This window comes from Pelomonas sp. Root405 (assembly GCF_001425165.1).
Lineage (GTDB): Bacteria > Pseudomonadota > Gammaproteobacteria > Burkholderiales > Burkholderiaceae_C > Pelomonas.
Window position 1 is genome coordinate 910459 of sequence record NZ_LMDU01000001.1, and the last position, 25604, is coordinate 936062.

The following is a 25604-nucleotide window of genomic DNA, read 5'->3' on the forward strand; positions in this document are numbered from 1 at the left end:
AGTTTTGAGTGAAGTTTTGTGCGCCCACGACGGGGGCGGAATCCGATTGACGCCAGTGTCGCCGCCGTCCACAGTGCCTGCCTTTTAGCAATCCCTCGGACCGTCACACATGATCCCGATGCACCGCACCGCTCTGGCCGCCGCCACCCTGCTCGCGCTGGCCGCGGTTGCCCAGGCCCAGACTCCGCCCGCGCCCAACGGCGCCGCCTCGGCCCCCGCCGGTGCCGCAGCGCCCGGCGCGGCGGCCCGCCCGCCGGCCGATCCGACGGCGCCCAAGCCCTTTGCCGACATCATCAAGGGCGCGAAGGAACAGCCCGGCCTGTTCCCGATCTGGCGCAAGGACGACAAGGTCTGGATCGAGATCCCCAAGGAAGCTTTCAACAAACCCTTCCTGTTCAGCGCCAACGTCGCCAACTCCATCGGCGAGCGTGGCCTCTACGCCAGCCAGATGCTCGGTGACGAGATCGCCGAGTGGCGCCGCATCGGCAACCAGATCCAGCTGATCGCGCTGAATACCAAGTTCCGCTCCGACGACGCGTCAAGCAAGCTGGCCATCGAGCAGTCCTTCTCGCCCAGCCTGATCGCCGGCGCACCGGTGGCCAGTGCCGAGCACCCCGACCGCAAGTCCGTGCTGGTCGACGCCAGCGGCCTGCTGCTGGGCGACATCCCCGGTTACTCGACGCGCCTGGAGATGGCCTTCCGCCTGCCCTACGCGCCCGACCGCGCCAACTCCTTCATCCAGGACACGCGGGCCGACGCCAAGGTCACGACGCTGACCTCGCGCGTGCACTTCGCCACGCCGCGCATCCCGGCGCCGTCGCTGGTGCCGGCCCCCGTGCCCGTGCCCACGCCGCCGCAGGCCACGCCGGACCCGCGCTCGATGTTCTTCAGCTTCGTCTACAGCTTCCGGGCCCTGCCGGAGCAGCCGGCCGCCGTGCGCCGTGCCGACCCGCGCGTGGGTCATTTCATGGAGAGCTACAGCAACTTGGGCGACGACCTCAAGGCCAACCCGCGCGTGCACATGGTGGCCCGCTGGCGCCTGGAGAAGAAGGATCCGAGTGCAGCCCTGTCCGAGCCGGTGCAGCCCATCGTCTACTGGATGGACAAGAACATTCCCGCCAAGTACCGCGAGTCCGTCAAGGCTGGCATCCTGGAGTGGAACAAGGCCTTCGAGAAGATCGGTTTCAAGGACGCCATCCAGGCCAAGCAGCAGCCCGACGATGCCGACTGGGACAACATGGATTCGACGCACGCGTCGATCCGCTGGTTTACCGGCTCCGACGTCGGTTTCGCCATCGGCCCCAGCAACCGTGACCCGCGCACCGGCGAGATTCTCGACGCCGACATCGGCATGAGCGACGTCTTCGGCCGCGGCTCGCGCCGCCTGGCGACGGATGACGTGGTCGGCTTCCACGACCACAAGCATGACCACAGCCACACTGCCAGCTGGATGGGCGAGCGCAGCCGCGTTGCACTGGCCGAGCAGTCGTGCACCTACATGGCCGACCAGGCCACCGAGTTTGGCTTCGCGCTGGACCTGCTGGCCTTGCGTGACGGCATGGACATGAACGGCCCCGATGCCGAGGCGCTGGCCCAGGCCGTCATGAAGGACGTGATCATGCATGAGGTCGGCCACACGCTGGGCTTCAAGCACAACTTCCGCTCGTCCACGACCATCACCCAGGCGCAGCTCAAGGACAAGGCCTTCACCGAGGCCAATGGCATCTCCAACTCGGTGATGGACTACAACGCCTACAACCTGCCGCTCAAGGGCGAGCCCAAGGCCAGCCTCGTGGCCACCACGCTGGGCGCCTATGACTACTGGGCTGTCGAGTACGCCTACAAGCCCATCGCCCCTGAACAGGAAGCCGCCGAACTCGCCCGCATCGCCGCGCGCTCGACCGAGCCGCAGCTGGCCTTCGGCGACGACTTCGACCAGGGTGTCGGCGGCCCCTACGACGGCTTCGACCCGCGTACCAACCAGCGCGACCTCGGCGACGACCCGCTGGCCTATGCCAAGAAGCGCCTCAAGCTCAGCCAGGAGCTGTGGGACCGCGTGCAGTCCCGCAAGCCCGAGGCCGGTGAAGACCCGCTGCGCGCCCGCCGCTCGGTGGTCGAGTCCTTCCGGCAACTGGGCATGACGGCCAACAACGTCAGCAAGTATGTCGGCGGCATGCACGCCGAGCGCATCGTGCCGGGCGTCACGCCGGGCCAGGCCTTCAAGCCGGTCGCCAACGCCCAGCAGCGCGAAGCCCTGCGCTTCATCGCCAGCGGTCTGCTGTCGAGCGACTCGTTCAAGTTCCGCCCCGAGTTCATCGCCAACCAGGCGCTGGACTACAACGAGTGGGATCGCGGCCTGCCGCTGTCCATTCCCGACAGCGTCAGCGCGTTGCAGGGCCGGGTGCTGGACCGCTTGATGTCGCCCAGCACGGCACGCCGCCTGATCGACCAGGGCGGCTATCTGCCCGAGGCCGAGCGCAAGAGCGCGGTGTCGCTCAGCGAGGTCTATGCGACCTTGCAGGGCGCCATCTTCAGCGAACTCAAGACCGGTGCCGAGATTGACCGCATGCGCCGCAGCCTGCAGCGCGAGTACCTGCGTCGCCTGCAGGCCCAGCTGAACCGCTCGACCAATGGCGCGACGGTCTATGCCGACGCCTTCTCGATGGCCCGCTATCACGCGACCCAGCTGGCCAGCCAACTGCGCGTGGCCTCGGCCAAGCCCGGGCTGTCGGTCGAGACGCGCGCCCACCTGGCGGAGACGCAGGACATGCTCAACAGCATGCTGAAGGCGGCGCTCGTGCGCAGCTGAGATCGGTTCGCGCCGATCCATCAAAAAGGCCGGCAGCGATGCCGGCCTTTTGCATGGTCAGTGCACAACTCAGCCGGCGGTGGCGCGCGCCCCGGCGAGCCCGCCCTGCCGCGGCCGGTCGGCCTGCGGTGCCGGCGTCTGCGGCGCCAGCGTGCCGCCGCGGCCGAGGTGCATGGCGCCCTTGCGCGCCTCCAGGGCCTGCACCAGCGCGGCATTCACTGCAGCGGGCAGCGGCCAGCGGTAGCGGTGGCCCTGCGCCAGCGTGCGCATCGGCCCCCAGGGAGCAAAGCTGCTGTGCACCTGGGCCAGCTCCTGCTTGGGGTCGATGCCCATGCCGCGCAGGCGCTCGTAGAACGGCCCGCCGTTCACGTCCATCGGCTTGGTGTGCTGCATCGGCACGGCGTCGACGATGGCCAGCTTCTCGTCCGTGTCGGCCAGCATGGAGGACCACGCGTAGTCGATGCCCCAGGTACAGCGCGTCAGCGTGAAGGTGGGCAGCAGGCGCTCCAGCAGCGCATGCGAGAAGCAGGGCGCCATCACCTCGACGAAGTTGACGCGCCGAACCCGGCAGGCGGCGTTGCGGACGTTGACCAAGTGGTTGCTGTGGCTGCCCAGCGCGATGGCCGGCTGCGCCAGGGCCAGCTCTTCCTCTTCGCAGTACTGGAAGAAGCGCGACACCGCGCCGGGTTCGAAGATCAGGTCGTCGTCGAGCATCAGCACATAGCGGTAGGGTCGCCGTGCCATCAGCACATGATGCAGGCCCTGGTAGGCCTCGAACTTGTTGAGCCCGCCGGGGAGATGCCATTCCGCTTCGGCGCCGGGCGCCTCCTCGGCCCTCACGTCGCCCCAGGTGTTGACGCAGCAGTCCCAGTTGCGGTGCGGGTCCTCCGCCAGCAGGCGTGGGTGCAGCGAGCTGCGGCCGGCGCGCACGAAGACCAGGTAATTGCGCGCGGCGGAGGCGGTGGTGGGGCGGGGCTGGCTGTCGTTCATGGTGGTCGACCGAAGGATGCGGGACCGGGCTTCGGCAACCTGCGTGCCGCCCCGGCGCCGGAATGCCGTTTGCCGGGCGGTTCGGATGAGCTTGATGCCCAGCCCAGAGATCACCGCGCCGGCGCTGGTTGCCGGCAAGCGCGCCCTGGTGGCAGATGCCGCCTGGGCCAGCATGACGGGGGCCTTGTCGGGCGGCGTCGTGCTGGTGGCGTTTGCGTTGGAGCTGGGCGCCGGGCCGCGTGCCATCGGCCTGCTGGGCGCTATTCCCTTCATCGCGCAGGCGGCCCAGCTGCCGGCCATGTTTCTGGTCGAGCGCATCCGCCGTCGCAAGCTGATCGGCATTCCAACGATCACGCTGGCCCGGCTGCTCATCCTGCTGCTCGCCGTGCTGCCGATGCTGCCCGGCTCCGAGCCGCGGCTGGCGCTGTTGCTGCTGGCGCAGGCGCTGATCTCGGTGCTGAGTTCGGCAGCATCCTGCGCCATCAACGCCTGGTTCCACCAGCTGCTGCCGCCGTCGGAGCTGGGCGTGTTCTTTTCGCGCCGGCTGCTGTGGGCCACCGGCCTGGCCTGCATCTGCACCCTCGGGGCCGGGGCGCTGGTCGAGCACCCGCCGCTGGATTCACGCATGCTGGCCTTCACGCTGTGCTTTGCAGGGGCCGGGATCGCGGGGCTGCTGAGCTCGGCCAGCCTCTATCGCTGCCCCGAGCCCGTGATGGACGCCGGCGGGCCAATGCGCCGCATGCGCGACCAGTTGCGCGGTCCCTTCATCGACCGCGATTTCCGCGGCCTGCTGCTGACGCTGGCCAGCTGGAACCTCGCCAGCAACCTGGTGGCGCCCTTCCTGACGGTCTATCTGATGCGACAGCTCGGCTTCGGCCTCAGCCAGGTGACGGCGCTGTGGGTCATCAGCCAGGTCTGCAACGCCGCCACGCTGCTGGCCTGGGGCCGCGTGTCGGACCGTCTCTCCAACAAGTCAGTGCTGGCGGTGGCCGTGCCGCTCTGCTTCACCTGCACGCTGGGCCTGGTGTTCGTGCCGGCCAGCGCGTCGCCGCCGGTGCAGTTCGGCTTCCTGGCCGTCTTGCATGCGTTGATGGGCATCGCAGGCGGCGGCATCGGCCTGGCCACAGGCAACCTCGGCATGAAGCTGGCGCCGCGCGACCGGGCCACCAGCTATCTGGCAGCCATCGGCCTGGTCGGTGCCGTGGCCGGCGGGCTGGCGCCGCTGGCCGGGGGCTCGCTGGCGCAATGGTTCAGTGAACGCCAGCTGTCGCTGCTGGTGCGCTGGGTATCGCCGGGCGCCACGCGCGAGGTGTCGGTGTTCAGCTTCGCGCACTGGGAATTCCTGTTCGCCATCTCCGCGCTGCTGGGCCTTTATGTGATGCACGCGGTGTCGCGCATCCGCGAGGGCACGGAGGTCAGCGAGCGCCGCGTCATCCAGGAATTCGGCCTGGAGGCGCTGCGCACGGTGAACCAGGTCTCCACCGTGGGCGGCGTGCTGGGCAACCTGTTCCCGTTCGGCCGCCTCTCCGAACGCCGACGCCGCCAGCGCGAAGCGCCCTGACGGAACGGTCAGGCGGCGGCTGCCCCGCCGGCGCGGCTGCGCTCGGCCAGGCAGGGCAGGATCTCGCGCAGCGAGCCGATCACCATCACCGCCGCGGCCTGCATCTCCGCTGTGGCGGGCAGCAGGTCGGGCACCATCACCACCGGCATGCCGGCGGCGACGGCGGCACGCACGCCGTTGTAGGAATCCTCGAACGCCAGGCAACGATGCGGCGCGACGCCCAGGTGCCGGGCCGCCGCCAGATAGAGGTCGGGATGCGGCTTGCCGCGCGCCACGTCGTCACGCGTGAGCACGGCGTCCAGCCGTGGCAGCAGGCCGGCCACGTCCAGGTGGTGATGCGCGCGGCGGTGGCCAGAGGAGGTGGCGACTGCCCGCGGCAGGCCCAGGCGATCGAGTTGGTCGAGCACGGCGCCGACGCCGGGCTTGCGCTGCAGCCGCCCGGCGGCCACGGCGGCCTCCAGCAGCTGCGTGGCGCCGGCGAACAGCGGCTCGACGGGCTCGGTCGAGCCATAGTGGGCGGCCACCAGCGAGCGGCAGACGTCGGCAGGCACGCCAATCATCTGGCGCCGCAGTGCCACCGGCATGTCCAGGCCCAGCGCCTCGGCCGCGTCCTTCATCGCGTCGAGGGCCAGCGTCTCGCTGTCGAGCAGCAGGCCGTCCATGTCGAAGATGACGGCGTCGAAATCGGGCAGGCTGGCGGAGGCAGGCGTGGTCAATGGCATGGCGTCAATTCTGCGTCCAGAGATCCTGCAAGGGCAGCGCGCACGGTGGCCAGCGCGCCATCGCGCTGCAGGCGTTGCACGGCTTCGCGCAGGCCGGCCACCACTTGCGGCTGGCGCGGCAGGTCGTCGCCGAATATCTCCCGCAGGCCCAGCAAGCGATTCACCAGGCGGGCCGCGTCATCGCCGGCTTCGCGGCCGATGCGGCCCAGCGTGTCGCCCAGGCTGTCTGACTTCAGCAGGACGCCGCCTTGCGGGTCGCCCAGGCTGTCTGACTTCAGCAGGACGCCGCCTTGCGGGTCGCGGCCGCTGGCACACCACATCCACGCGGCCACGGCCAGCAGGGTCAGCGGTGCAGGCCGGCCGCTTTCGAGGTTGAGGCGCAGGCCGGCGAGCAGGCGCGAGGCCAGCTTGCCTGAGGCGTTGCGGCCGACGCGTTCCAGTTGGTGGGCGATGCGCGGGTTGCGCCAGCGCTCGACCAGCTCATGCGCATAGACGCGGATGTCGGGGCCGCCGGGCGGCAGCGTCGGCCGTTGCTCGTCGATGAGCAGGCGCAGCGCGTAGCGGCGCATCAGCGGCTCGGCCATCACCTCGGCCACCGTGGCGCAACCGGCCAGCAGGCCCAGGCAGGCCAGGGCCAGGTGACCGCCGTTGAGCAGGCGCAGCTTCGCGGCCTCCCACGGCGCGACGTCGTCGACGAAGACGGCACCGGCCGCTTCCCACAACGGGCGCGGGCCCTCGAAGTGCTCGATCACCCATTGGCTGAACGGCTCGGTGCTCACCGGTACCGCATCGGTCAGGCCGAGCATGGCGTCGGCACTGCGGCGGTCCACGTCGGTGGTGACGGGCACGATGCGGTCCACCATCGAGGATGGGAACTGCACGTTGCGTGCGATCCATTCGGCCAGGCCGTCGTCCTGCGCCGCCGCCATGTCCAGGCAGACCTGGCGCAGCTGCCGGCCGTTGACGGGCACGTTGTCGCAGGAGACCAGCACCGGCGGCGCCAGCCCCGCCATGCGCCGCATCGCCAGCCCGCGGACTAGCAGGCCCGGCACGGTGCGCGGCCAGGGGCGGTGGCAATCGGCGCGCACCGCGTCGTCCTGCCAGTCCAGGCGACCGCTGCGGGGATCTGCGCAGTAGCCCGTCTCGGTCACGGTGAGCGTCACCAGGCGCAGCTGCGGGTCAAGCAGCACCTGCCGCAGGCGCGCAGCATCCCATTGGGCATGCACGGCCTCGCGCAGGCTGCCCACGACCTCGGCCCGCAGGCCCTGGGGGCTGCGCACCAGCACGGTGTAGAGGCCTTGCTGCTGCTTGAGCGCCGGCAGGGCGCTGCCGGTGCGCAGGCTGGCCGCGACGATGCCCCATGCGGGCAGGTGCACAGCGGTCATCTCGGCCTCGATGGCGCGCTGCGTCAGCACCGCCTGGTGGGCGCGGTGGAAGGCGCCGCAGCCCAGGTGCAGGATGCCGGTGCGCAGTTCGCCCACATTAAAGCGTGGCCGTGCCACGCCCGCCGGCAGCCTGCCGAGCAGCGCGGGTGAGAGCCGGGGGCGCAGCAGCAGCGGTGCCCGCGGCGGGCGGATGGCGTCCTGGAGCTCGGCTGCGGAACGGGGTTGGTAGACGGGCAGGGCAACCATCACACGCCCTCCTGCAGGGTGCGCCCGCGCGTGGCGTGCGCCGGCGTGCCGGCGACCGGGTAGGCCGGCCAGCCGTCGGCAGGGGCCTGCGCCTGCACCATCCAGGGCAGCAGCGCCGGGTTGCCGGGCAGCAGGTACTGCCAGCCGTCGACGAGCAGGGCGGTCAGCTCGGACGGGCCGAGCAGCAGCGGCTTGAGATCGGGCCCGAAGGCCTGGAAGACGCGGTGCACCTGCTCGCAGCCGTACTCGGCCAGCAGCCGGTCCGATTCAGCCAGCACCCGCGCGGCCAGGGTCGCGTCGCGGAAAGCGCCCACCGGTCGGGTGTGGCACACCGGCGTGGCATCGATCACGCCCATGTTCTGGTAGTCCAGCAGCCGCGGCCAGACCGAGTCCAGCCCCCAGCCCCAGCCTGTCGTGCTCAGCGAGAAGGTCGGCAGCAGCCGGTCCAGCGTCGGGCCGGAGAAGCAGGGCGCCATGATCTCCACGAAACCGGTGCAGCGCGCCGTGCAGCGCCGGTTGCGCATGGTGCTGTAGTGGGCGTAGTAGGAGTCCTCGTCGAGCGCCGGGGCGGACAGCGACCAGCCCAGGGCGGCCGTGGTGGCAAAGAAGCTGTCGATGTTGCCGGCATCGGTGAGCAGGTCGTCGTCGGGCAGCCAGATCTGCTCGTAGTCCCGCCAGCCATCCCAGCGCGTCAGCAGCTCGTTCAGGCCGGCCCACTTGGGGCCGACGATGACGTCGCTGGTGCTGCAGCCCTCCAAGGCTGCCTCGGGCAGCGGCTCGAAGGGGCAGAGGTGCAGGTCCCAGCTTCGCTCCTCGGCGCCGTCGAGCCAGCGCGGGTGCAGGGAATTGCGGCCGACACGGGCCACGACCAGGTGTCGTCGTCGTCTCATTCCAATCCTTGGCAGTCTTGCTGCTGCTGCCATGGCAAGCGCTGTTCCAGCGGTCTGCGCCGCCATCGCGCAGGCAAGCGGCCTCGCTTGCCGCAAGACTTGCGGTCTGGATGTGTATCGGCAGGGTGGGTGCCTGGGCCGCTGCTACGCTTTGACGCGTTAGACGACTCGCTGGAGGCGAACCCTATGAAAGACTTCAACCAGCTCGGCGCTGCTCATCTGCCGGGCTATCTGGGCATCGTCATCGTCAGCACGGAAGGTGCCGAGGTCCAGGCCGAGCTTGCCGTGCGCCAGGAACTGATGGCGCCGAACGGCTACCTCCACGCAGGCAGCATCGTGACGCTGGCCGATACCTGCGCCGGCTATGGTTGCCTGGCCAACCTGCCCGAGGGAGCGGTCGGCTTCACCACCATCGAGCTGAAGTCCAACCATCTCGGCACCGCACGGGACGGCACCGTGGCCTGCACGGCCAAGGCCGTGCACCTCGGTCGCACGACGCAGGTCTGGGATGCGGTTGTCACCCACAAGGACACGGGCAAGACCATGGCCTTGTTCCGGTGCACGCAGATGGTGCTGTACGGGAAGTGACTAGCGAGTCAGGGCAGCCAGCAGCTTCTGGTGGATACCGTCGAAGCCGCCATTGCTCATGCAAAGCAGATGGTCGCCGGGCTTGGCGACCTTGACGACCGCGGCGATCAGCGCATCGACATCGGCGCCGACGAAGGCCTGCGCACCCATCGGCGCCAGCGCTTCCTTGGCATCCCAGCTCAGACCCTGCTGATTGCAGAAGGCCAGGTCCGCCTCTTCCAGTGCCCAGGGCAACTGGGCCTTCATCGTGCCGAGCTTCATCGTGTTGGAACGCGGCTCGAAGATGGCGAGGATGCGCTCGGCCGGCGCGATGCGGCGGCGCAGGCCGTTGACGGTGGTGCGGATGGCGGTGGGGTGATGGGCGAAGTCGTCGTAGACCTTGATGCCGCCCGCTTCACCGCGCAGTTCCATGCGACGACGCACGTTCTGGAATTCGGCGAAAGCTGCGGCCGACTGCTCGGGCGACACGCCGACATGCTCGGCCGCGGCGATGGCCGCCAGTGCGTTGAGCTGGTTGTGCTCACCGATCAAGCTCCACTCGACCCGCGCCACCTTGAGGCTGCCGCGCAGCACGTCGAAGGCTTGCGGCTCGCCGCGGGCGCGCAGCATGCCAGCTTCTTCCTTCTTGGCGCCGAAGCGCTGCACCTCGCTCCAGCAACCGCGCGCGATGACGCGCTGCAGCGCCTCCTCTCGCGCGTTGACGACCAGGCGGCCGCTGGCCGGCACGGTGCGCACGAGGTGGTGGAACTGGGTCTCGATGGCGGCCAGGTCCGGAAAGATGTCGGCGTGGTCGTGCTCGAGGTTGTTCAGCACGGCCGTGCGCGGCCGGTAATGGACGAACTTGCTGCGCTTGTCGAAGAAGGCGGTGTCGTACTCGTCAGCCTCGATCACGAAGGCCTGGCCTTCGCCGAGTCGCGCGGAGACACCGAAGTTCTGCGGCACGCCGCCGACCAGAAAACCGGGCTTCAGCCCCGCGTGCTCAAGGATCCAGGCCAGCATGGACGTGGTCGACGTCTTGCCATGCGTGCCGGCGACCGCCAGCGTGTGGCGGCCCTGCAGCACATGCTCGGCCAGCCATTGCGGGCCGGAGGTGTAGGGCAGGCCCGCGTCGAGGATGGCTTCCATCAACGGGAAGCGCTCGCCGCGCGTGACGACATTGCCGATGACGAAGACGTCGGGCTTGAGCGCCAGCTGCTCGGCGCCGAAGCCGGTGATGAGCTCGATGCCCAGGGCTTGAAGCTGGGTGCTCATCGGTGGGTAGACGTTGGCGTCGCAGCCGGTGACCTTGTGGCCGGCTTCGCGCGCGAGTGCCGCCAGACCGCCCATGAAGGTGCCGCAAATGCCGAGGATGTGAAGGTGCATGTCAGTGGCGCCGCGGGCGCGAAGGATCAGCGCAGGGCCGTGCGCGCCGCCGCGAGCGTGGCGTCGATGTCGGCCTGGCTGTGGGCCGCCGACACGAAGCCCGCCTCGTAAAGGGCCGGCGCCAGATAAACGCCGGCGTCCAGCATCGCGTGGAAGAAGCTGTTGAAACGGGTCTTGTCCGTGGTCATCACGGTGGCGTAGTTCTGCGGCAGCTCGGGCATCAGGAAGAAGCCGAACATGCCACCTTCGCTGTCTGCGCTGAACGGCACGCCGTTCTCGGCGGCGACTGCGCTGAGGCCGTCAATCAGCTGGCAAGTCTTGGCAGACAGGGCCTCGAAGAAGCCGGGCTTCTGGATCTCGCGCAACGTCGCCAGTCCGCAGGCCGTGGCCACCGGGTTGCCCGACAGCGTGCCGGCCTGGTAGACGCCGCCCAGCGGGGCCAGGTGTTGCATGACCTCGCGCCTGGCACCGAAGGCGGCGAGCGGCATGCCGCCGCCGATGACTTTGCCGAAGACCGAGATGTCCGGTGCGAAGCCGGGGATGAGCCTGGCGTAATGCGCCTGGGCACCGCCCAGGGCGACGCGGAAGCCGGTCATCACTTCGTCCAGCACCAGCAAAGCGCCATGCGCCGTGCACAACCGGCGCAGCGCGCTCATGAAGGGCAGGGACGCGCGCACGAAGTTCATGTTGCCGGCAATCGGCTCGACGATGACGCAGGCGAGCTGGTCGCCGTATTGCGCGAATGCGGCTTCGAGTTGCTCGACGTTGTTGTATTCGAGGACGACGGTGTCGGCGGCGGCGCCCGGCGTGACGCCCGCGCTGGTGGGGTGGCCGAAGGTCGCGAGCCCCGAGCCCGCTTTCACGAGCAGCGCGTCGGTATGGCCGTGGTAGCAACCCTCGAACTTGATGAACTTGGCCCGACCGGTGGCGCCGCGCGCCAGGCGGATGGCGCTCATCGTCGCCTCGGTGCCCGAGCTGACCAGGCGAACCTGATCCATGCTGGGTACGAGCTTCAGGATCTCCTCGGCCAGCTCGATCTCGCGCTCGGTCGGCGCGCCGAAGGAAAAGCCTTCGGCCGCGGCCTTGGTCACGGCTTCCAGCACGGCCGGGTGGCCGTGGCCCAGGATCATTGGCCCCCAGGAGCCGATGTAGTCGACATAACGCTTGCCTTCGGCGTCATAGATGTAGGCGCCTTCGCCGCGGGCGATGAAGCGGGGCGTGCCACCGACGGCGCGGAAGGCGCGCACGGGCGAGTTGACCCCGCCGGGGATGACGCGCGAGGCGCGTTCGAAGAGCTCGGTATTGCTGGCCATGAAGAACGAATCAAGAGGTCAATGCATGCGGCGCGGCGTCTTCGGCGGCGCCTCGGGCTCGGGGTCGGGCTCGAAGTCTGGGGGCTCGCCGCCTTCCTCGTCCGCCCCGGGCAGGGCCCAGAAGAAACGGTCGGGGATGACATTGCCCATGCCCGGCCGGAAGCCGGCGTCGAGCGACTGGTCTAGGAAGGAGAGGGCCTCGCTGACGGCGGAGTGCAATTCAGCCCCGACCGACAACAGGGCCGCCAGCGCCGCCGACAGCGTGTCGCCGGCACCCACGAAGGCGGTCTCGAAGCGCTCGAACTTTTCGCCGGTGATGGGGCCCTGCGCGTTGGCCAGCACGTTGTCCACGTACTGGTTGGGCAGCTGCATGCCGGTCACCAGCACATGCTGGGCGCCGGCCTGCGCGGCCGCCACCGCCAGCTCGCGCGCCGAGGGCGCCCGCTCGTTGTCCCAGTCTGGCAGCAGGAAGTCGGTCATCGTTTTGTGGTTGCCCACCAGCACGGCCGTCTGCGGCAGCACCAGCTCGCGCAGCGCGTCCAGGTATTGCTGCTGCTCGTCCTCGTCGATCCAGGCGACCGAGGGCAGATAGGTGACCAGTGGCACGTCCGGGTAGTCGCTGAGGACCTCGGCGACGGCGCTGACGGCTTCTGCATTGCCGAGGAAGCCAACCTTCCAGGCCGTGATGGGCACGTCCTCAAGGATGTGGCGGGCTTGCTCGGCAACGGTGTCGGCGTCGAGGTTCTCGTGCTCGAAGACCTCGGCGGTGTCGCGCAGCACGACCGCGGTGACAACGGGCAGGCAGTGCGCGCCCATGGCCGCGATGGTGGCCACGTCGCCAGCCAGGCCACCGGCACCGGACGCGTCGCTGGCGTTGAAGCTCAGCACGCAAGCCGGCGGCGGGCTTTCCTGTTCGGATTCATCGACCACGGGGTCGGCGGGTAGGGGGGGTGTTGGGCTCATGGGGAGGTCGTCGCGGGCGCGGCCTAAGAGCTGCCGCAAAGCGTGGAGTCTGCCGCTAAAAGGGCGCTTCTGAGGCGCTGGGCACAGGCGTTTGCCCTCAGCATTGCGCTCTCGGGCCCTGGCTAGAATGATTCGATTGTAGTGAGCAAACTCTAAGCACCGTGAGCGAACCCAGTACCTGGATGTGCCTGATCTGCGGATGGATCTATGACGAAGCCGCAGGCGATCCGGAGCACGGCATCGCGCCGGGCACCGCCTGGGCCGATGTGGACATGAACTGGACCTGCCCCGACTGCGGTGCCCGCAAAGAGGATTTCGAGATGGTGCGCATCTGACTCTGACTTGGCCTCGCAAGCCTCAAAGGGGGCCGAAAGGGCCGGGCCCCGAGCTGAAGTTCCGAGGAGACGACGTTTGAACGATCAAGTTTCCGGTGCAGGACCCACGCGTATCCTGGTCATCGACGACAGCAACACCATCCGCCGCAGCGCGGAAATCTTCCTGAAGCAAGGCGGCCATGAGGTGGCTCTGGCCGAGGACGGCTTCGACGCGCTGGCCAAGCTGGGCGACTTTCATCCCGATCTCGTGTTCTGCGACATCCTGATGCCGCGCCTGGACGGCTACCAGACCTGCGCCATCATCAAGCGCAACCCGGAGTTCTCGGGAGTGCCGGTGATCATGCTGTCTTCGAAAGATGGCCTGTTCGACAAGGCCCGCGGGCGCATGGTGGGCTCGCAGGACTACCTGACCAAGCCTTTCACCAAGGACCAGCTGCTTCAGGCGGTGCTGCAGCACCGCCGCCAGGAAGCACGTACCTAGAGAGAACTGCCATGAGCATCCATAACATCCTGCTGGTTGACGATTCCAAGACCGAACTGCATGCGCTGTCGGAAATGCTGGTCAAACGCGGCTTTGACGTGCGCACCGCCGAGAACGCCGAAGAGGCGATGAAGCGCCTGGCCGAGGCCAAGCCCGACCTGATCCTGATGGACGTCGTCATGCCCGGGCAGAACGGCTTCCAGCTGACCCGGGCCATCACGCGCGACGAGCGCTATGCCGGCGTGCCCATCATCATGTGCACGAGCAAGGGCCAGGAGACCGACAAGGTCTGGGGCATGCGCCAGGGCGCGAGCGACTACGTCGTCAAGCCCGTCAAGGCCGAAGAACTCCTCGCCAAGATCAAAGCCCTCGGCTAAGGCACTCGCATGGCCAACAAGACCGCCCTCCGCGAACTCCAGCAGCGCCTTGCCGAGCGCATGCAGGCTGCGCGTGAGCAGACGCTCATCGCGAACTGGCTGGCTGTGGAGTGCGCGGGCGTCGGCCTGCTGTTTTCGCTGAAGCAGGCCAGCGAGATCTTCGCACCCGTGCCGATCAAGCCCGTGCCTTATGCCAAGCCCTGGCTGGCCGGCGTGGCCAACCTGCGCGGTGGCCTGTTCACGGTCGTCGACCTCGCCGTCTACCTCGGCCTGCGCGAGCCGTCTTTGAACCGCGGCGTGGCCGCACAGAGCCGCTTGGTATCGCTGGGCAGCGACCTGAATCTGAACTGCGCGCTGCTGGTTGACCGGCTGGCCGGTCTTCGCAGCGACGAGCAACTGCCGCTGGCGCCGCAGCAGCCGGCCGGGCCGCTGCCTCGTTTTGCTGGCGCCCTGCGCCGCGACGAGGCCGGCCGCAGCTGGCAGGAAATCAATCTCGAAGCGTTGGCGCGGCAGGAAAACTTCCTGCACATCGTTGCGTGATGGACGCTTCGTTTTCAAACTTCAAGCCGCGTGCAGACGCGGACATCACAAACACTGAAGGACGAGGGTGAGATGAGCCTGCTGGACAAAATCAGGGGAAAGTCCGAAGCCGATGAGCTGCCGCCGGCAGCACCGGAGGCTGTCGACACGACCATCGATTCGCGCAGCGGTATCGGCTTCGATGCGCCCCGCAACATGGACTCCACGCTAGCCGGCGTCGACCTGCCCACGCGCAGCGAGGCGTATGCGCGCACGGAGGCGCCGTCCATCATCTCGCCGGCGGTGCCGACCGAGCCAGGCCCGAACAGCGAGTTCCCGCCCAGCACGACGATGAATTTCGCGCCGACGACGCAGGCCGCCGACCCGACGATGCTGCCGCCCCCGCCAGCCACCGGGGCCGAGCAGTTGGGCGACCTGTTCGGCCGCCACCGCCAGCGCGTGCTGACGGGCCTCGTCGTTGCCGGCCTGATTGGCACGGCCGTCTCGGTCAGCATGGTGCTGGTCAGCTCCAACCGCAGCGCCGCCCAGGTGCGCGCGACCGGCCAGGCGCTGATGCATTCTCAGCGCATGGCCAAGTCCGTCTCCGCCGCGCTGGTGGGCAACCCCGCCGCCTTCGCCGAGCTGCGCGAGTCGGTGGGCACGCTCAGTGGCGTCGTCAACAACCTGCGTACTGGCGAAGGTGAGCTGGCCGTCGCGCCCGCTGCCGTGCTGCCGACGCTGGAGGCCCTGACGCCCCTGGTCGAGCGCGCCGAGAAGAACGGCAAGGTCGTGCAGGCCCAGGAAAAGATCCTGACCCAGGTCGGCACGGCGCTGCGCGCCATCAACCGCCAGTCCAGCGACCTGCTGGAAAGCGCCGAGGCCGTGTCATCTCAGGCCCTGCAGATCGGCTCTTCCGCGGGCGAGGTTTCCGCGGTCGGTCAGCTCGTCATGCTGACCCAGCGTATCGGCAAGAGCGCCAACGAGTTCCTGACCCAGGAAGGCGTCAGCCCCGAGGCCGTGTTCCTGCTGGGCAAGGACCTGAACTCCTTCAAGCTGATCACCGAAGCGCTGATCAGCGGCAGCCCCGAGCTGCGCCTGAACGCTGCCCGCGACCCGCAACTGAAGGAACGCCTGCAGACGCTGCTGACGCAGTACGAGCAGACGCGTACCCAGGCCTCCGCCATTCTGGGCAACCTGCAAGGCCTGGTGTCGGCGCGTGAAGCACAGACGGCCATCCTGAACGACTCGGAACCGCTGCGCAAAGGCCTGGAGCAGGCCGCGGCCGACCTGGAAAAGTCCGGCGGCGGCGGCTGGGGTCTGTTCCTCTTCATGATCGCTTCGCTGGCCGCCCTGCTCGGTGGCGCGGTCGGTTTCCTGCGCCTTTACGTGGCCGACCAGTCCGAGCGCGCTGCGCTTGCCGAAGCGTCGCGTCGCGAAGCCGAGGCGCAGGAGCAGGAAGCCAAGCGCGTCAACGACGCCAACCAGGCCGCGATTTTGCGTTTGATGAACGAGCTGGCCAGCGTCGCTGAAGGTGACCTGACGCAGCAGGCGACGGTGACGGAAGACATCACGGGCGCGATTGCCGACTCGGTGAACTACACGGTGGAAGAGCTGCGCAACCTCGTGGGCCAGGTTCAGGCCACGGCGGCCCGCGTGACCGACACGACCGGCGCCGTCGACCAGACGTCGACCGACCTGCTGGCGGCATCCAAAGAGCAGCTGCACGAGATCCGCGCGACCGGCGAGGCCGTGCTCGGCATGGCGAGCCGAATCACCGACGTGTCCGCCCAGGCGCAGACAACGGCCGAGGTGGCGCGCCAGAGCCGTCAGGCCGCCGAGCAAGGCCTGTCGGCGATGCAGAACAACATCGCCGGTATGAACGCCATCCGCGACTCCATCCAGGAAACGTCCAAGCGCATCAAGCGCCTCGGCGAGTCGTCTCAGGAAATTGGCGAGATCACCGAGCTGATCTCAGACATTACCGAGCAGACCAACGTGCTGGCCTTGAACGCGGCCATTCAGGCAGCGTCCGCCGGTGAAGCAGGCCGTGGCTTCTCGGTCGTTGCGGAAGAGGTGCAGCGCCTGGCCGAACGCTCCGGCGACGCGACGCGCCGGATTGCCGCGCTGGTCAAGACCATTCAGACCGACACCCACGACGCCGTCGCCGCCATGGAGCGTTCGACGCGCGGTGTGGTGGAAGGTACGCAGCTGTCCGACGCGGCCGGCAAGGCGCTGGAAGACATCGACAGCGTGTCTCGTCAGCTCGACGAGCTGATCGGCAAGATCTCGTCCCAGGCCCAGCAGGAAGCCGCATCCGCCAACGAGGTGGCCTCCAACATCCAGCACATCTTCGCGGTGACGGAGCAGACATCCGAAGGCACGCGCTCCACCGCCCAGATGGTGCATGAGCTGTCCCGCTCGGCCGAAGCCCTGCGCACGTCCGTGTCCCGATTCAAGGTCGCCTGACCGGCCCCGAACAGCGCATCGAGCGAGAAAGCCCACGCATGGACAGCTCCCTGCGAGACTCCGAACTCCCGGCCGACCTGAGCCCACTGGCCTGGGTTCAGGAGGAATTGCGCCGCTCCCTGGAGACGGTGCACAAGACCCTGCGGCGCCTGGTGCGCGAAGGCAGTGACAACCGGCTGTCGGCCTTTGGTGGAGATGCCCAGCCCAGCCTGCCCCTGCAGCAGGCGGCGGCGCAGTTGCACCAAGTCAGCGGCGTGTTGTCCCTGGTCGGCCTGCCGGCTGGCGCCACGGTGCTGCGTGCCGCCGAGGCGGCCGTCACCCGTTTGGCCGAGCGGCCGCTCGAGGTCGAACTGAGTACCGTCGAGACCATCGAGCGCGCCGACTTTGCGCTGCTGGCCTATGTCGCCCGGCTGCTGGCCGGCAACAAGACCTCCTCGCTGGCCCTCTACCCCAGCTATCGCACGCTGCAGCAGCTCAACGGCGCCGAGCGCATCCACCCGGCCGACCTCTGGCAGTACGACTGGGCCTGGCGCAGCATCGCGCCCGAAACCGGCGTGCTGCCGCGCGCGGTCGACGCCGTGCGCGCGCCCTTCGAATCGGCCCTGCTGCGCCATATGCGCGAGCCCAGCTCCGCACATGCGGCCAACCTGTCCGGCCTGTGCGCCGGCCTGGCCGCCACGCTGCCTGCGGGCAGTTCGCGCACGCTGTGGCAACTGGCCGCTGCGGTCTTTGAGGGCCAGGCGCTGAGGCTCATCCCCAGCGACGGCTACACCAAGCGCCTGGGTTCCAAGCTGCTGCATGAGCTGCGCGTCGTCGAGCAAGGCGATCAGGCCGATCCGCAGCGGGAACGCCTCGCCCAGGACCTGCTGTTCTTCTGCGCCCAATGCCGCCTCACCCGCGGCGCTGGCCCGCGCCTGACGGCCGTGCACGAGGCCTATCGCCTCAGCGACGAGCAGGCCGGCGACTATGAAGACGCCAGCCTCGGCCGCATCGACCCCGCCTGGGTGGCCCAGGCCAAGCGCCGCGTGATCGCCGCCAAGGAAAGCTGGTCCAGCGCCGCCGAGGGCGACCAGCACCGGCTGACCGGTCTGGACGAACAGTTTGCTGCGCTGTCCGACTCCCTGACACGCCTTTTCCCCAGTGGCGAGGTGCTGGCGCAGACGCTGCAACGCGCCGTTGTCGCGACGCTGCGTTCCCGCAGCACGCCGCCGCCGGCGCTGGCGATGGAAGTTGCGACCAGCCTGCTCTATGTCGAGGCCGCACTGGAAGACGCCGCTTTCGACCAGCCCGAGCAGGCCGACCGCGTGCGCCGCCTGGCGCGCCGCGTCGAGGCCGTTGCCCACGGTCAACCGGCCGAGCCGCTGGAAGACTGGATGGAGGATCTGTACCGCCGGGTCTCCGACCGCCAGACCCTGGGCAGCGTCGTCCACGAGCTGCGCGCCAGCCTGTCCGAAGTCGAGAAGCAGTGCGACGAATACTTCCGCGACCCGGCGCGCCGTGAACTGCTGATCCCCGTGCCCGGCCAATTGCAGGCCATGCGCGGCGTGCTCAGCGTGCTGGGCCTGGACCAGGCCGCCCAGGCAACCGTGCGCATGCGTGACGAGGTGGACAGCCTGGCCGGCACGGAGATCGATTTCGAGCGGGCTGGCGCCCGTGGCGTCTTCGAGCGCCTGGCCAACAACCTTGGCGCCCTCGGCTTCCTCATCGACATGCTCAGCGTGCAGCCCCAGCTGGCCAAGCGCATGTTCCAGTTCGATGAGGCCACTGGCCGCCTGGACGCCGTCATGGGCCGCCGTGAAGGCGCCGTCGAGCTGCCTGACTTCGAAGCCAGCGGCTTCCATGTCGATCTCGAGCCGGAAGTCGCGCCCGCGATGGACAAGACGCAACCTCTGCGCATCGACTTCGGCAGCCTGGACCTGCCCGATCTCAGCCTGCCCGACGTCGACCTGTCCCAGCCTGCGCCCGCCCCGGCGCCCGCCCTGGTGTCCGTCTCAGCGCCCGCGCCTGCCGCGCCCAGCGTCGCCGACGACCCGGAGATGCGCGAGATCTTCCTGGAAGAAGCCGACGAGGTCATCGCCAACGCGCGCGCCGCGCTGGCGGAACTGCGCGAGCAGCCTGCCGAGCACGGCCAGCTCACCATCGTTCGCCGTGCCTTCCACACGCTCAAGGGCAGCGCCCGCATGGTCGGGCTTGACCCCTTCGGCGAAGCTGCCTGGGCCTGCGAACAGCTTTACAACGCGCGCCTGTCCGAGGCCTCGCCGCTGGCCGACGCCGCCCTGCTCGATTTCACGACCGAGGCGCTCGACTACTTTGCCCACTGGCGTGACCAGATCGCCGGCACCGAGGCAGGTCACAGCCTGCCTGACCCGGTGCGCCGCAGTGCCGACTCGCTGCGACTGCACGGCCAAGCCCTGCCGCTGGGCTGGCCCGTCGAAGCCGACGGCATGGACGTTGCGGACGGCGCGGCCCTGCCGGACGTCGTCGAGCACGCGCCCGAAGCCCTGGCCGAAGCGGCCGCGCAGCCCGTTGCTGCCGCCAAGCCGGTGGAATTGGAAGAGGCCCCGGCGCTGGTGCCGGACTTCGTCCTCGAACTGGGCGAGCCGGCCACCGTCGAAGAGATCGCGGCCCTCGGCCTGCCCGACGTCACGCTCGATTTCGCTCCGACGCAACTGCCCGAAGAAGAGACCATCGACTTCGGCACCCATCCGCCGACCGAACCTTTGCCGCTGGCTGCCACTCCGCACGAGGAGCAGACGCTGGCCAACTTCGGCCTGACGCTGGACCTTGACGAGCCCGAGATCGTGCTGCCGGCCGAGCCGTTGGACGACCTGGGCGATCTGCCCAGCCGGCCCGAGGAGTCGACGCTCGCCCTGCCCAGGCTGGTCGTCGACAACGAATCTGCGGCGTCCCAGGCGTCGCCTGAGATTGAACCGGACGACCCCGACACCGACGAAGGCTTCAAGCTCATCGGTCCGCTGCGCATCAGCATCGCCCTGTTCAACATCTTCCTGAACGAAGCCGACGAGCTGTCGCGCAAGCTCTCCATCGGCCTGGCCGAGTGGGCTGCCGAGCTGAGTGAGCCCGTGCCCTCCAGCTGCGAGGTGCAGGCCCATGCCTTGGCCGGCAACGCCGCCACGGTCGGCTATGAGGAGCTTTCCAGCCTGGCTCGCGAGCTGGAGCACGCCCTCGGCCGCGCCCAGCGCGCCGTGCGCTACGAGGCGGCCGACGCCGAGCTCTTTGTGCGCGCGGCCGACGACATCCGCCGCCTGTTGCATCAGTTCGCTGCCGGCTTCCTCAAGCCCCACGATCCCGAGTTGATCGTCCGCCTGCACGCCTACGAGCCGCAGGAAGAAGCTTTCACCGCGGACGCGTCGCTGGACGACGACCTGCCGGTGCCCGCCTTGCACGACACCGTGGCCGGTGGCCTGGACGCGCTGCCCACCGAGCCGGGTCAACTGCTAGAGCCGGTCGTCGATCTCAGCGATGCCGCGCCCGCCGAGCCATTGGCTGAACCGGTTGCCCTGTTCGAAGCCGAAGCGGCACCCGAACCAGTGCCTGAGGCCGTGGCCGAACCCGAACCTCAGCCTGAGCCGGTCGTCGAGCCCGAGCCAGAGCCCGTGCTTGCCGTGTTGCCCGACCTGGGGCCCGAGCCGGAGCCCGGACTGCCGGACAACATCGAGCCGGAGCTCTATCCGATCTTCGAGGAGGAAGGCCGCGACCTGCTGGAGCAGCTGCACGGTGCGTTGCGCGACTGGCTGGCCCATCCTGGCGAGCTGGGCCGCTCCGACGCCTGCATGCGGGCGCTGCACACCTTCAAGGGTGGCGCTCGCCTAGCCGGCGCCATGCGCCTGGGCGAACAGGCCCATCACCTCGAATCCGCCATCGAAGCGCTGCTGCGTGCCGGCAGCGCCGACCGCGCGCAGGTGCAGGCCTTGCAGCACGAGGGCGACGCGCTCGAGCATGCCTTCGAGGCACTCGGCCGCAGCCTGACGGCCGCCGCCGCGCCGGTTCCCGAGGTTGTCGTCGCCCCGCCGCCGGCAGCGGCCGTCGCCGAGGTGCCGGCCGCCAAGGCGCCCGAGACCCTGGAAGCGCGCGCGCCTGTGGCCGCTCAGCCAGCTGCGCCTGCCGTCACCGACAAGCCAGTCGAGCCGGTCCGCGAGATCGATTGGAGCCGCTTCACCGACACCGCCGAAGTGGCGGCCGGTAGCGACAACCTGGCCATCGGCCAGGCCTTGGTGCGCGTGCGCGGCAGCTTGCTGGAACGCATGGCCACGCAGGCCGGCGAGGTCAGCATCCGCCGCGCGCGGATGGAGTCCGAGCTGGCCCAGATGAAGGTCGCGCTGCTCGACCTGGACGACAACCTGGAGCGCCTGCGCGCCCAGTTGCGCGAGCTGGAACTGCAAGCCGAAGCCCAGATGCACACCCAGCAGGAGCTGGCGCAGCAGGGTGGTCGCGAGTTCGACCCGCTGGAGTTCGACCGCTACACCCGTTTCCAGGAACTGACACGCATGCTGGCCGAGTCGGTCGGCGACGTGGCCACGTTGCAACGCACGCTGGGCCGCAACGTGCAGACCGGCGAAGACGAGCTGGCCGCTCAATCGCGGCTGACGCGCGAACTGCAGGACGACCTGCTGCGCACTCGTCTGGTGGACTTCGATTCCATCGGCGAGCGCATGCACCGCGTCGTGCGCCAAGCCGCGCGCGACAGCGGCAAGCAGGTCAAGCTGGAGATCACCGGCGGCCAGACCGAGCTGGACCGCTCGGTGCTGGAGCGCACGGCGGGCGCCTTCGAGCACCTGCTGCGCAACAGCGTCGCCCATGGCATCGAGACACCCGAGGTGCGCACGGCGGCTGGCAAGGACCCCGTCGGCACGCTGCGCATCGAGGTCAGCCAGCACGGCAATGAAGTGCTGCTGAACTTCGCGGACAACGGCGCCGGCCTCAACCTGCAGCGCATCCGCGAGCGCGGCCTGCAGCTGGGCCTCATCGCGGCTGACGCCGAGCCGGATGACGCCTTGCTCAAGCGCCTGATCTTTGCGCCCGGCTTCTCGACTGCCAGCCAAGTCACCGAGCTCAGCGGCCGTGGCATCGGCATGGACGTCGTGCGTGCCGAGGTCGGCACGCTCGGCGGCAGCATCGAGACCACGTCGACGGCCGGTCAGGGCACCAGCTTCCTGCTGCGCCTGCCGCTGACCACGGCGCTGACCCAGGTCGTGCTGCTCAAGAGCGCCGACCAGGTCGTCGCCGTGCCCGCGGCGCTGATGGCCTCCGTGCAGCGCGTGCCGGTCGACGCCGTCGAGGCGGCCTACGCCACCGGCAAGCTGCAGCATGGCGGCGCCGAGATGCCGTTCTACTGGCTGGGCGGCCTGCTCGGCCACGCCGGCCGCGGTTACGTCCATGGCAAGCACACGCACGTCGTGCTGGTGCGCAGCGCCCAAGGCGCGCTGGCCCTGCACGTCGACGAAGTCGTTGGCAACCAGGAAGTCGTCGTCAAGAACCTCGGCGCCCAGCTCAATCGCGTGCCCGGCCTGGCCGGCATCAGCCTGCTGGCCTCGGGCGAAGTGGCGCTGATCTACAACGTCGTGGCGCTGGCCGACTGGTATGGCATCGACGCCCAGGCGCGCTTGGCGGCCGCGCACGTCCAGTCGCAGTCACCGACAGCGCAGATCGCCGCGCCGGTCGTCGAGACGGTCTCGCAGGCGCCGCTCGTCATGGTGGTCGACGATTCGCTGACGGTGCGTCGCGTGACCCAGCGCCTGCTGGAGCGCGTCGGTTTCCGCGTCCTACTGGCCAAGGATGGCCTGGATGCGATGGAGAAGCTGTCCGGTGACGAGCTGCCGTCGGTGGTACTGTCGGACATCGAAATGCCCCGCATGGATGGCTTTGACTTGGTGCGCAACATGCGCGCCGATTCACGCCTGGCCCCGCTGCCCGTCATCATGATCACTTCGCGCATTGCCCAGAAGCACCGCGACTACGCCGCCCAGCTCGGGGTCGACCACTACCTCGGCAAGCCGTATGACGAGGAACAGCTGCTCGGTCTGATTCATCAGTACACGCAGCAAGCATTGGCGGCCTGAGCACCGAGATGTCACAGGTTGTCGACCACCTCGCCGAGCTGACCGGTTTTCGCGACAGGGACGTCATGGACGTCACCCTCGTCATGGCGTTGCGCGACCTGCTCGAACCCGAGTCGGTCGCCATCTACCGAAGCATTGGCGAGCCCGGCGAGGAACGCTGGCTGACCCGTGCCCATCTGCGCGCTGGCGACGCCGTTGCATCCGCCGATCCCCTGTGGGCCAAGCCCGCCAACCTGCCCAAGGGGACCGACCACCCACTGCGCCTGGAGGCCATGCGCACCCGCAGCGTGACCCAGGTGGCCCAGGGCGGCCAGTGGCTGTATCTCTTCCCGATTGCCACCGACCGCGATGTCGTTGGCGTCATCGAGATCCTGTCCACGCGCCGCCTCGGTACGGGCGCTCAGCGCATGGTCAGCAGCGTGCTGCGGATTTATCACAACTTCCAGGGCCTGCTCGACTACTCCGAGCGCGACACGCTGACCGGCCTGCTCAATCGCAAGACCTTCGACGAGAGCTTTCTCAAGGTCCTGTCGGACATCCCGACCCGCCCCGACGCGAAGCACGAGGCCGAAGACCGCCGCCACGAGACGGCGGTGCAGCACTATGTGCTCGGCGTCATCGACATCGACCATTTCAAGACCGTCAATGACCGCTTTGGCCACCTGATTGGCGATGAGGTGCTGCTGCTGCTGTCGCGCCTGATGCGCGGCTCCTTCCGCTTCCACGACATGCTCTACCGCTTCGGCGGCGAGGAGTTCGTGGTGCTGATGCGCTGCGACGAGGAAATCCACGCCGGCGAGGCCTTCGAGCGCCTGCGGCTGAATACCGAGCGCTACGCCTTCCCGCAGGTTGGCCGCATCACCGTCAGCATCGGTTTCACCGAGGTGCGGCCGGGCGACGGCCCTGCCGACGCCTTCGAGCGCGCCGACAAGGCCGTCTATCACGCCAAGGGCCATGGCCGCAACCAGGTCCACAACTACGCGGCCCTGGTGGCCAGTGGCGTGATCAAGGAATCGGCCCAGCTCAGCGACGTCGAGCTGTTTTAAGCCGGCCGGCTCAAGACGAGCGGCTCTTGACGACGGCGTAGCGGGCCAGCGTGCGTTCCCGCGCGACGGCGTGGTCGACGATGGGGCGCGGGTAGGCGTTGCTCTGCATGGCCAGCGGCGCGCGCGCCCATGGCTCGTGGATGGCCTTGGCCGGCAGCTCGGCCAGTTCGGGGCAGTAGCGGCGGATGAAGCGACCCTCGCTGTCGAACTTCTCGCTCTGGCTGACGGGGTTGAAGATGCGGAAATAGGGCTGGGCATCACAGCCGCTGCTGCTGGCCCATTGCCAGCCGCCGTTGTTGGCCGCCAGGTCGAAGTCGATAAGCTGCAGGGCGAAATAGGCCTCGCCGCGCCGCCAGTCGATGCCAAGGTCCTTGGTCAGGAAGCTGGCCGTCACCATGCGCAGGCGGTTGTGCATATACCCGGTCTGGTTGAGCTGGCGCATGGCCGCGTCGACCAGCGGATAGCCGGTGCGGCCCTCGCACCAGGCGGCGAACATGGCGTCGGCCTGCGCACCCGTCTCCCAGCGGATGGCGTCGTACTCGGGCCGGAAGGCGCCGGTCATCGCATGCGGATGGTGGTGCATGACCTGGTGATAGAAGTCGCGCCAGATCAGCTCCGACAGCCAGATCTCCGCGCCATGGTCGCCGCCCTGCATCAGCTGGTGGGCGATGCGCGCCAGGCGGCGGATGGACACGGTGCCGAAGCGCAGGTGCACGCTCAGATAACTCGGCCCCTTGACGGCGGGGAAGTCGCGCGCCTTGTCGTAGTCGGCGATGCGGTCGAGAAAATCGTCCAGCAGCGCCTCGGCGCCGCGGCTGCCCTGGCCGACGTGCCCGGTCAGCCCGGCCGGCTCGAAGCCGATGTCTTGCAGCGCCGGCACGCCGGCGGCCAGCGCGGTCTTGGCGAGCGCCTGCGCATGGCGCTCGACCGGGTAGCTGCTCAGGTAGAACCCGTCGACCTTGCGCAGCCAGGCATTCTTGTAGGGCGTGAACACGCCATAGGGCCCACCGGCGGCCGTCATCACCTCGCGGCGCTCAAAAATGACATGGTCCTTGAAGGTGCGCAGTTCCGCGTTCGTGGCCTTCAACAGGTCGGCCACCTGGGCATCGCGCATCAGTGCCTGCGGCTCGTCGTCATGGTTGGCGAACACCGCCTGCACGCCCAGTTCGGCGGCCAGGCGCGGCATCTCGTCCGCTGCAAAGCCATGCCGCACGATCAGTGCGCCGCCAAGCTTGCGCAGGTCCTCGTCCAGCACCTGCAACGCACCGAGGATGAACTCGACACGCCGGTCCGCGCGCGGCAGGGCGTCGAGGATGTCGCGGTCCAGGACGAAGGCGCAAAACACCTGCCGCGCGCTTTTCAGCGCTTGGTAGAGGGCCGCGTTGTCGTCAACGCGGAGGTCGCGACGGAACCAGACCAAGGCACGGTCGAGGCGGTCAGGGGAGGAATTCATACCCAAAGAATAAAATGC

The 25604-nt window shown here is 68.8% G+C and carries 18 protein-coding genes; 10 read left to right on the forward strand and 8 right to left on the reverse strand.

What is annotated here, in order from left to right; all coding sequences use genetic code 11:
* The first annotated feature begins 118 nt into the window (after window positions 1-118).
* Entirely contained in the window at window positions 119-2809 is a 2691-nt protein-coding gene (locus ASC81_RS04030; protein WP_235533563.1) for a zinc-dependent metalloprotease, read from the forward strand.
* 69 nt (window positions 2810-2878) lie between these two features.
* Here ASC81_RS04030 and ASC81_RS04035 read toward each other — a convergent pair whose 3' ends face one another.
* Window positions 2879-3799 carry a DUF707 domain-containing protein gene (locus tag ASC81_RS04035; protein ID WP_056263001.1) on the reverse strand — a complete coding sequence of 307 codons (921 nt, stop codon included), beginning with the start codon at window positions 3797-3799 and terminating at the stop codon, window positions 2879-2881.
* A gap of 94 nt (window positions 3800-3893) precedes the next feature.
* Between ASC81_RS04035 and ASC81_RS04040 the strand changes: the two genes are divergently transcribed.
* Entirely contained in the window at window positions 3894-5360 is a 1467-nt protein-coding gene (locus ASC81_RS04040) for an MFS transporter (RefSeq protein ID WP_162245853.1), read from the forward strand.
* Between the two features lie 8 nt (window positions 5361-5368).
* On the opposite strand, the gene ASC81_RS04045 is transcribed toward ASC81_RS04040, so the two are convergent.
* The 3 genes from ASC81_RS04045 to ASC81_RS04055 are packed head-to-tail and all read right to left on the reverse strand — an operon-like array spanning window position 5369 to window position 8603.
* Complete coding sequence (locus ASC81_RS04045; protein WP_082536241.1) at window positions 5369-6082, reverse strand: HAD family phosphatase; 714 nt, start codon at window positions 6080-6082, stop codon at window positions 5369-5371.
* On the reverse strand, window positions 6073-7713 hold the full coding sequence (locus tag ASC81_RS04050; RefSeq protein ID WP_056263005.1) for a mannitol dehydrogenase family protein: 1641 nt from the start codon (window positions 7711-7713) through the stop codon (window positions 6073-6075). Before ASC81_RS04050 ends, ASC81_RS04045 begins: the two co-directional genes overlap by 10 nt.
* Complete coding sequence (locus tag ASC81_RS04055) at window positions 7713-8603, reverse strand: DUF707 domain-containing protein (protein WP_156391724.1); 891 nt, start codon at window positions 8601-8603, stop codon at window positions 7713-7715. The genes ASC81_RS04050 and ASC81_RS04055 overlap by 1 nt, the downstream gene beginning before the upstream one ends.
* A gap of 186 nt (window positions 8604-8789) precedes the next feature.
* Between ASC81_RS04055 and ASC81_RS04060 the strand changes: the two genes are divergently transcribed.
* Window positions 8790-9191 carry a PaaI family thioesterase gene (locus ASC81_RS04060; protein ID WP_056263010.1) on the forward strand — a complete coding sequence of 134 codons (402 nt, stop codon included), beginning with the start codon at window positions 8790-8792 and terminating at the stop codon, window positions 9189-9191.
* On the opposite strand, the gene mpl is transcribed toward ASC81_RS04060, so the two are convergent.
* The 3 genes from mpl to ASC81_RS04075 are packed head-to-tail and all read right to left on the reverse strand — an operon-like array spanning window position 9192 to window position 12829.
* On the reverse strand, window positions 9192-10553 hold the full coding sequence (gene mpl / locus ASC81_RS04065; RefSeq protein ID WP_056263012.1) for a UDP-N-acetylmuramate:L-alanyl-gamma-D-glutamyl-meso-diaminopimelate ligase: 1362 nt from the start codon (window positions 10551-10553) through the stop codon (window positions 9192-9194).
* Window positions 10554-10579: 26 nt separating this feature from the next.
* Window positions 10580-11866 carry a glutamate-1-semialdehyde 2,1-aminomutase gene (gene hemL / locus ASC81_RS04070; protein ID WP_056263015.1) on the reverse strand — a complete coding sequence of 429 codons (1287 nt, stop codon included), beginning with the start codon at window positions 11864-11866 and terminating at the stop codon, window positions 10580-10582.
* Between the two features lie 18 nt (window positions 11867-11884).
* A complete protein-coding gene (locus ASC81_RS04075) occupies window positions 11885-12829 on the reverse strand; it encodes a bifunctional hydroxymethylpyrimidine kinase/phosphomethylpyrimidine kinase (protein ID WP_056263017.1) in 945 nt (314 codons plus the stop codon).
* Between the two features lie 182 nt (window positions 12830-13011).
* Between ASC81_RS04075 and ASC81_RS04080 the strand changes: the two genes are divergently transcribed.
* The 7 genes from ASC81_RS04080 (at window position 13012) to ASC81_RS04110 (ending at window position 24133) form a co-directional block, all read left to right on the forward strand.
* A complete protein-coding gene (locus ASC81_RS04080; protein WP_056199756.1) occupies window positions 13012-13164 on the forward strand; it encodes a rubredoxin in 153 nt (50 codons plus the stop codon).
* A gap of 76 nt (window positions 13165-13240) precedes the next feature.
* Window positions 13241-13645: a PleD family two-component system response regulator gene (locus ASC81_RS04085; RefSeq protein ID WP_056263019.1), complete on the forward strand. Its 405-nt coding sequence runs from the start codon at window positions 13241-13243 to the stop codon at window positions 13643-13645.
* Between the two features lie 11 nt (window positions 13646-13656).
* Window positions 13657-14022 (forward strand): response regulator transcription factor, encoded by a 366-nt coding sequence (locus ASC81_RS04090; protein WP_056263022.1) that lies wholly within the window; start codon window positions 13657-13659, stop codon window positions 14020-14022.
* A gap of 9 nt (window positions 14023-14031) precedes the next feature.
* On the forward strand, window positions 14032-14562 hold the full coding sequence (locus ASC81_RS04095) for a chemotaxis protein CheW (RefSeq protein WP_056263025.1): 531 nt from the start codon (window positions 14032-14034) through the stop codon (window positions 14560-14562).
* A gap of 72 nt (window positions 14563-14634) precedes the next feature.
* Window positions 14635-17007 carry a methyl-accepting chemotaxis protein gene (locus ASC81_RS04100; protein ID WP_056263028.1) on the forward strand — a complete coding sequence of 791 codons (2373 nt, stop codon included), beginning with the start codon at window positions 14635-14637 and terminating at the stop codon, window positions 17005-17007.
* Between the two features lie 38 nt (window positions 17008-17045).
* A complete protein-coding gene (locus ASC81_RS04105; RefSeq protein ID WP_056263031.1) occupies window positions 17046-23087 on the forward strand; it encodes an Hpt domain-containing protein in 6042 nt (2013 codons plus the stop codon).
* A gap of 8 nt (window positions 23088-23095) precedes the next feature.
* Window positions 23096-24133 (forward strand): GGDEF domain-containing protein, encoded by a 1038-nt coding sequence (locus ASC81_RS04110; RefSeq protein WP_056263033.1) that lies wholly within the window; start codon window positions 23096-23098, stop codon window positions 24131-24133.
* A gap of 10 nt (window positions 24134-24143) precedes the next feature.
* On the opposite strand, the gene ASC81_RS04115 is transcribed toward ASC81_RS04110, so the two are convergent.
* On the reverse strand, window positions 24144-25586 hold the full coding sequence (locus ASC81_RS04115; protein ID WP_056263036.1) for a deoxyribodipyrimidine photo-lyase: 1443 nt from the start codon (window positions 25584-25586) through the stop codon (window positions 24144-24146).
* Window positions 25587-25604 lie beyond the last annotated feature (18 nt).

Excerpts from the sequence above, each read along its gene's own strand:
- ASC81_RS04030 (WP_235533563.1), top strand. The coding sequence starts at position 119 with ATGCACCGCACCGCTCTGGCCGCCGCCACCCTGCTCGCGCTGGCCGCG.
- ASC81_RS04035 (WP_056263001.1), bottom strand. The coding sequence starts at position 3,799 with ATGAACGACAGCCAGCCCCGCCCCACCACCGCCTCCGCCGCGCGCAAT.
- ASC81_RS04040 (WP_162245853.1), top strand. The coding sequence starts at position 3,894 with ATGCCCAGCCCAGAGATCACCGCGCCGGCGCTGGTTGCCGGCAAGCGC.
- ASC81_RS04045 (WP_082536241.1), bottom strand. The coding sequence starts at position 6,082 with ATGCCATTGACCACGCCTGCCTCCGCCAGCCTGCCCGATTTCGACGCC.
- ASC81_RS04050 (WP_056263005.1), bottom strand. The coding sequence starts at position 7,713 with ATGGTTGCCCTGCCCGTCTACCAACCCCGTTCCGCAGCCGAGCTCCAG.
- ASC81_RS04055 (WP_156391724.1), bottom strand. The coding sequence starts at position 8,603 with ATGAGACGACGACGACACCTGGTCGTGGCCCGTGTCGGCCGCAATTCC.
- ASC81_RS04060 (WP_056263010.1), top strand. The coding sequence starts at position 8,790 with ATGAAAGACTTCAACCAGCTCGGCGCTGCTCATCTGCCGGGCTATCTG.
- mpl (WP_056263012.1), bottom strand. The coding sequence starts at position 10,553 with ATGCACCTTCACATCCTCGGCATTTGCGGCACCTTCATGGGCGGTCTG.
- hemL (WP_056263015.1), bottom strand. The coding sequence starts at position 11,866 with ATGGCCAGCAATACCGAGCTCTTCGAACGCGCCTCGCGCGTCATCCCC.
- ASC81_RS04075 (WP_056263017.1), bottom strand. The coding sequence starts at position 12,829 with ATGAGCCCAACACCCCCCCTACCCGCCGACCCCGTGGTCGATGAATCC.
- ASC81_RS04080 (WP_056199756.1), top strand. The coding sequence starts at position 13,012 with ATGTGCCTGATCTGCGGATGGATCTATGACGAAGCCGCAGGCGATCCG.
- ASC81_RS04090 (WP_056263022.1), top strand. The coding sequence starts at position 13,657 with ATGAGCATCCATAACATCCTGCTGGTTGACGATTCCAAGACCGAACTG.
- ASC81_RS04095 (WP_056263025.1), top strand. The coding sequence starts at position 14,032 with ATGGCCAACAAGACCGCCCTCCGCGAACTCCAGCAGCGCCTTGCCGAG.
- ASC81_RS04100 (WP_056263028.1), top strand. The coding sequence starts at position 14,635 with ATGAGCCTGCTGGACAAAATCAGGGGAAAGTCCGAAGCCGATGAGCTG.
- ASC81_RS04105 (WP_056263031.1), top strand. The coding sequence starts at position 17,046 with ATGGACAGCTCCCTGCGAGACTCCGAACTCCCGGCCGACCTGAGCCCA.
- ASC81_RS04110 (WP_056263033.1), top strand. The coding sequence starts at position 23,096 with ATGTCACAGGTTGTCGACCACCTCGCCGAGCTGACCGGTTTTCGCGAC.
- ASC81_RS04115 (WP_056263036.1), bottom strand. The coding sequence starts at position 25,586 with ATGAATTCCTCCCCTGACCGCCTCGACCGTGCCTTGGTCTGGTTCCGT.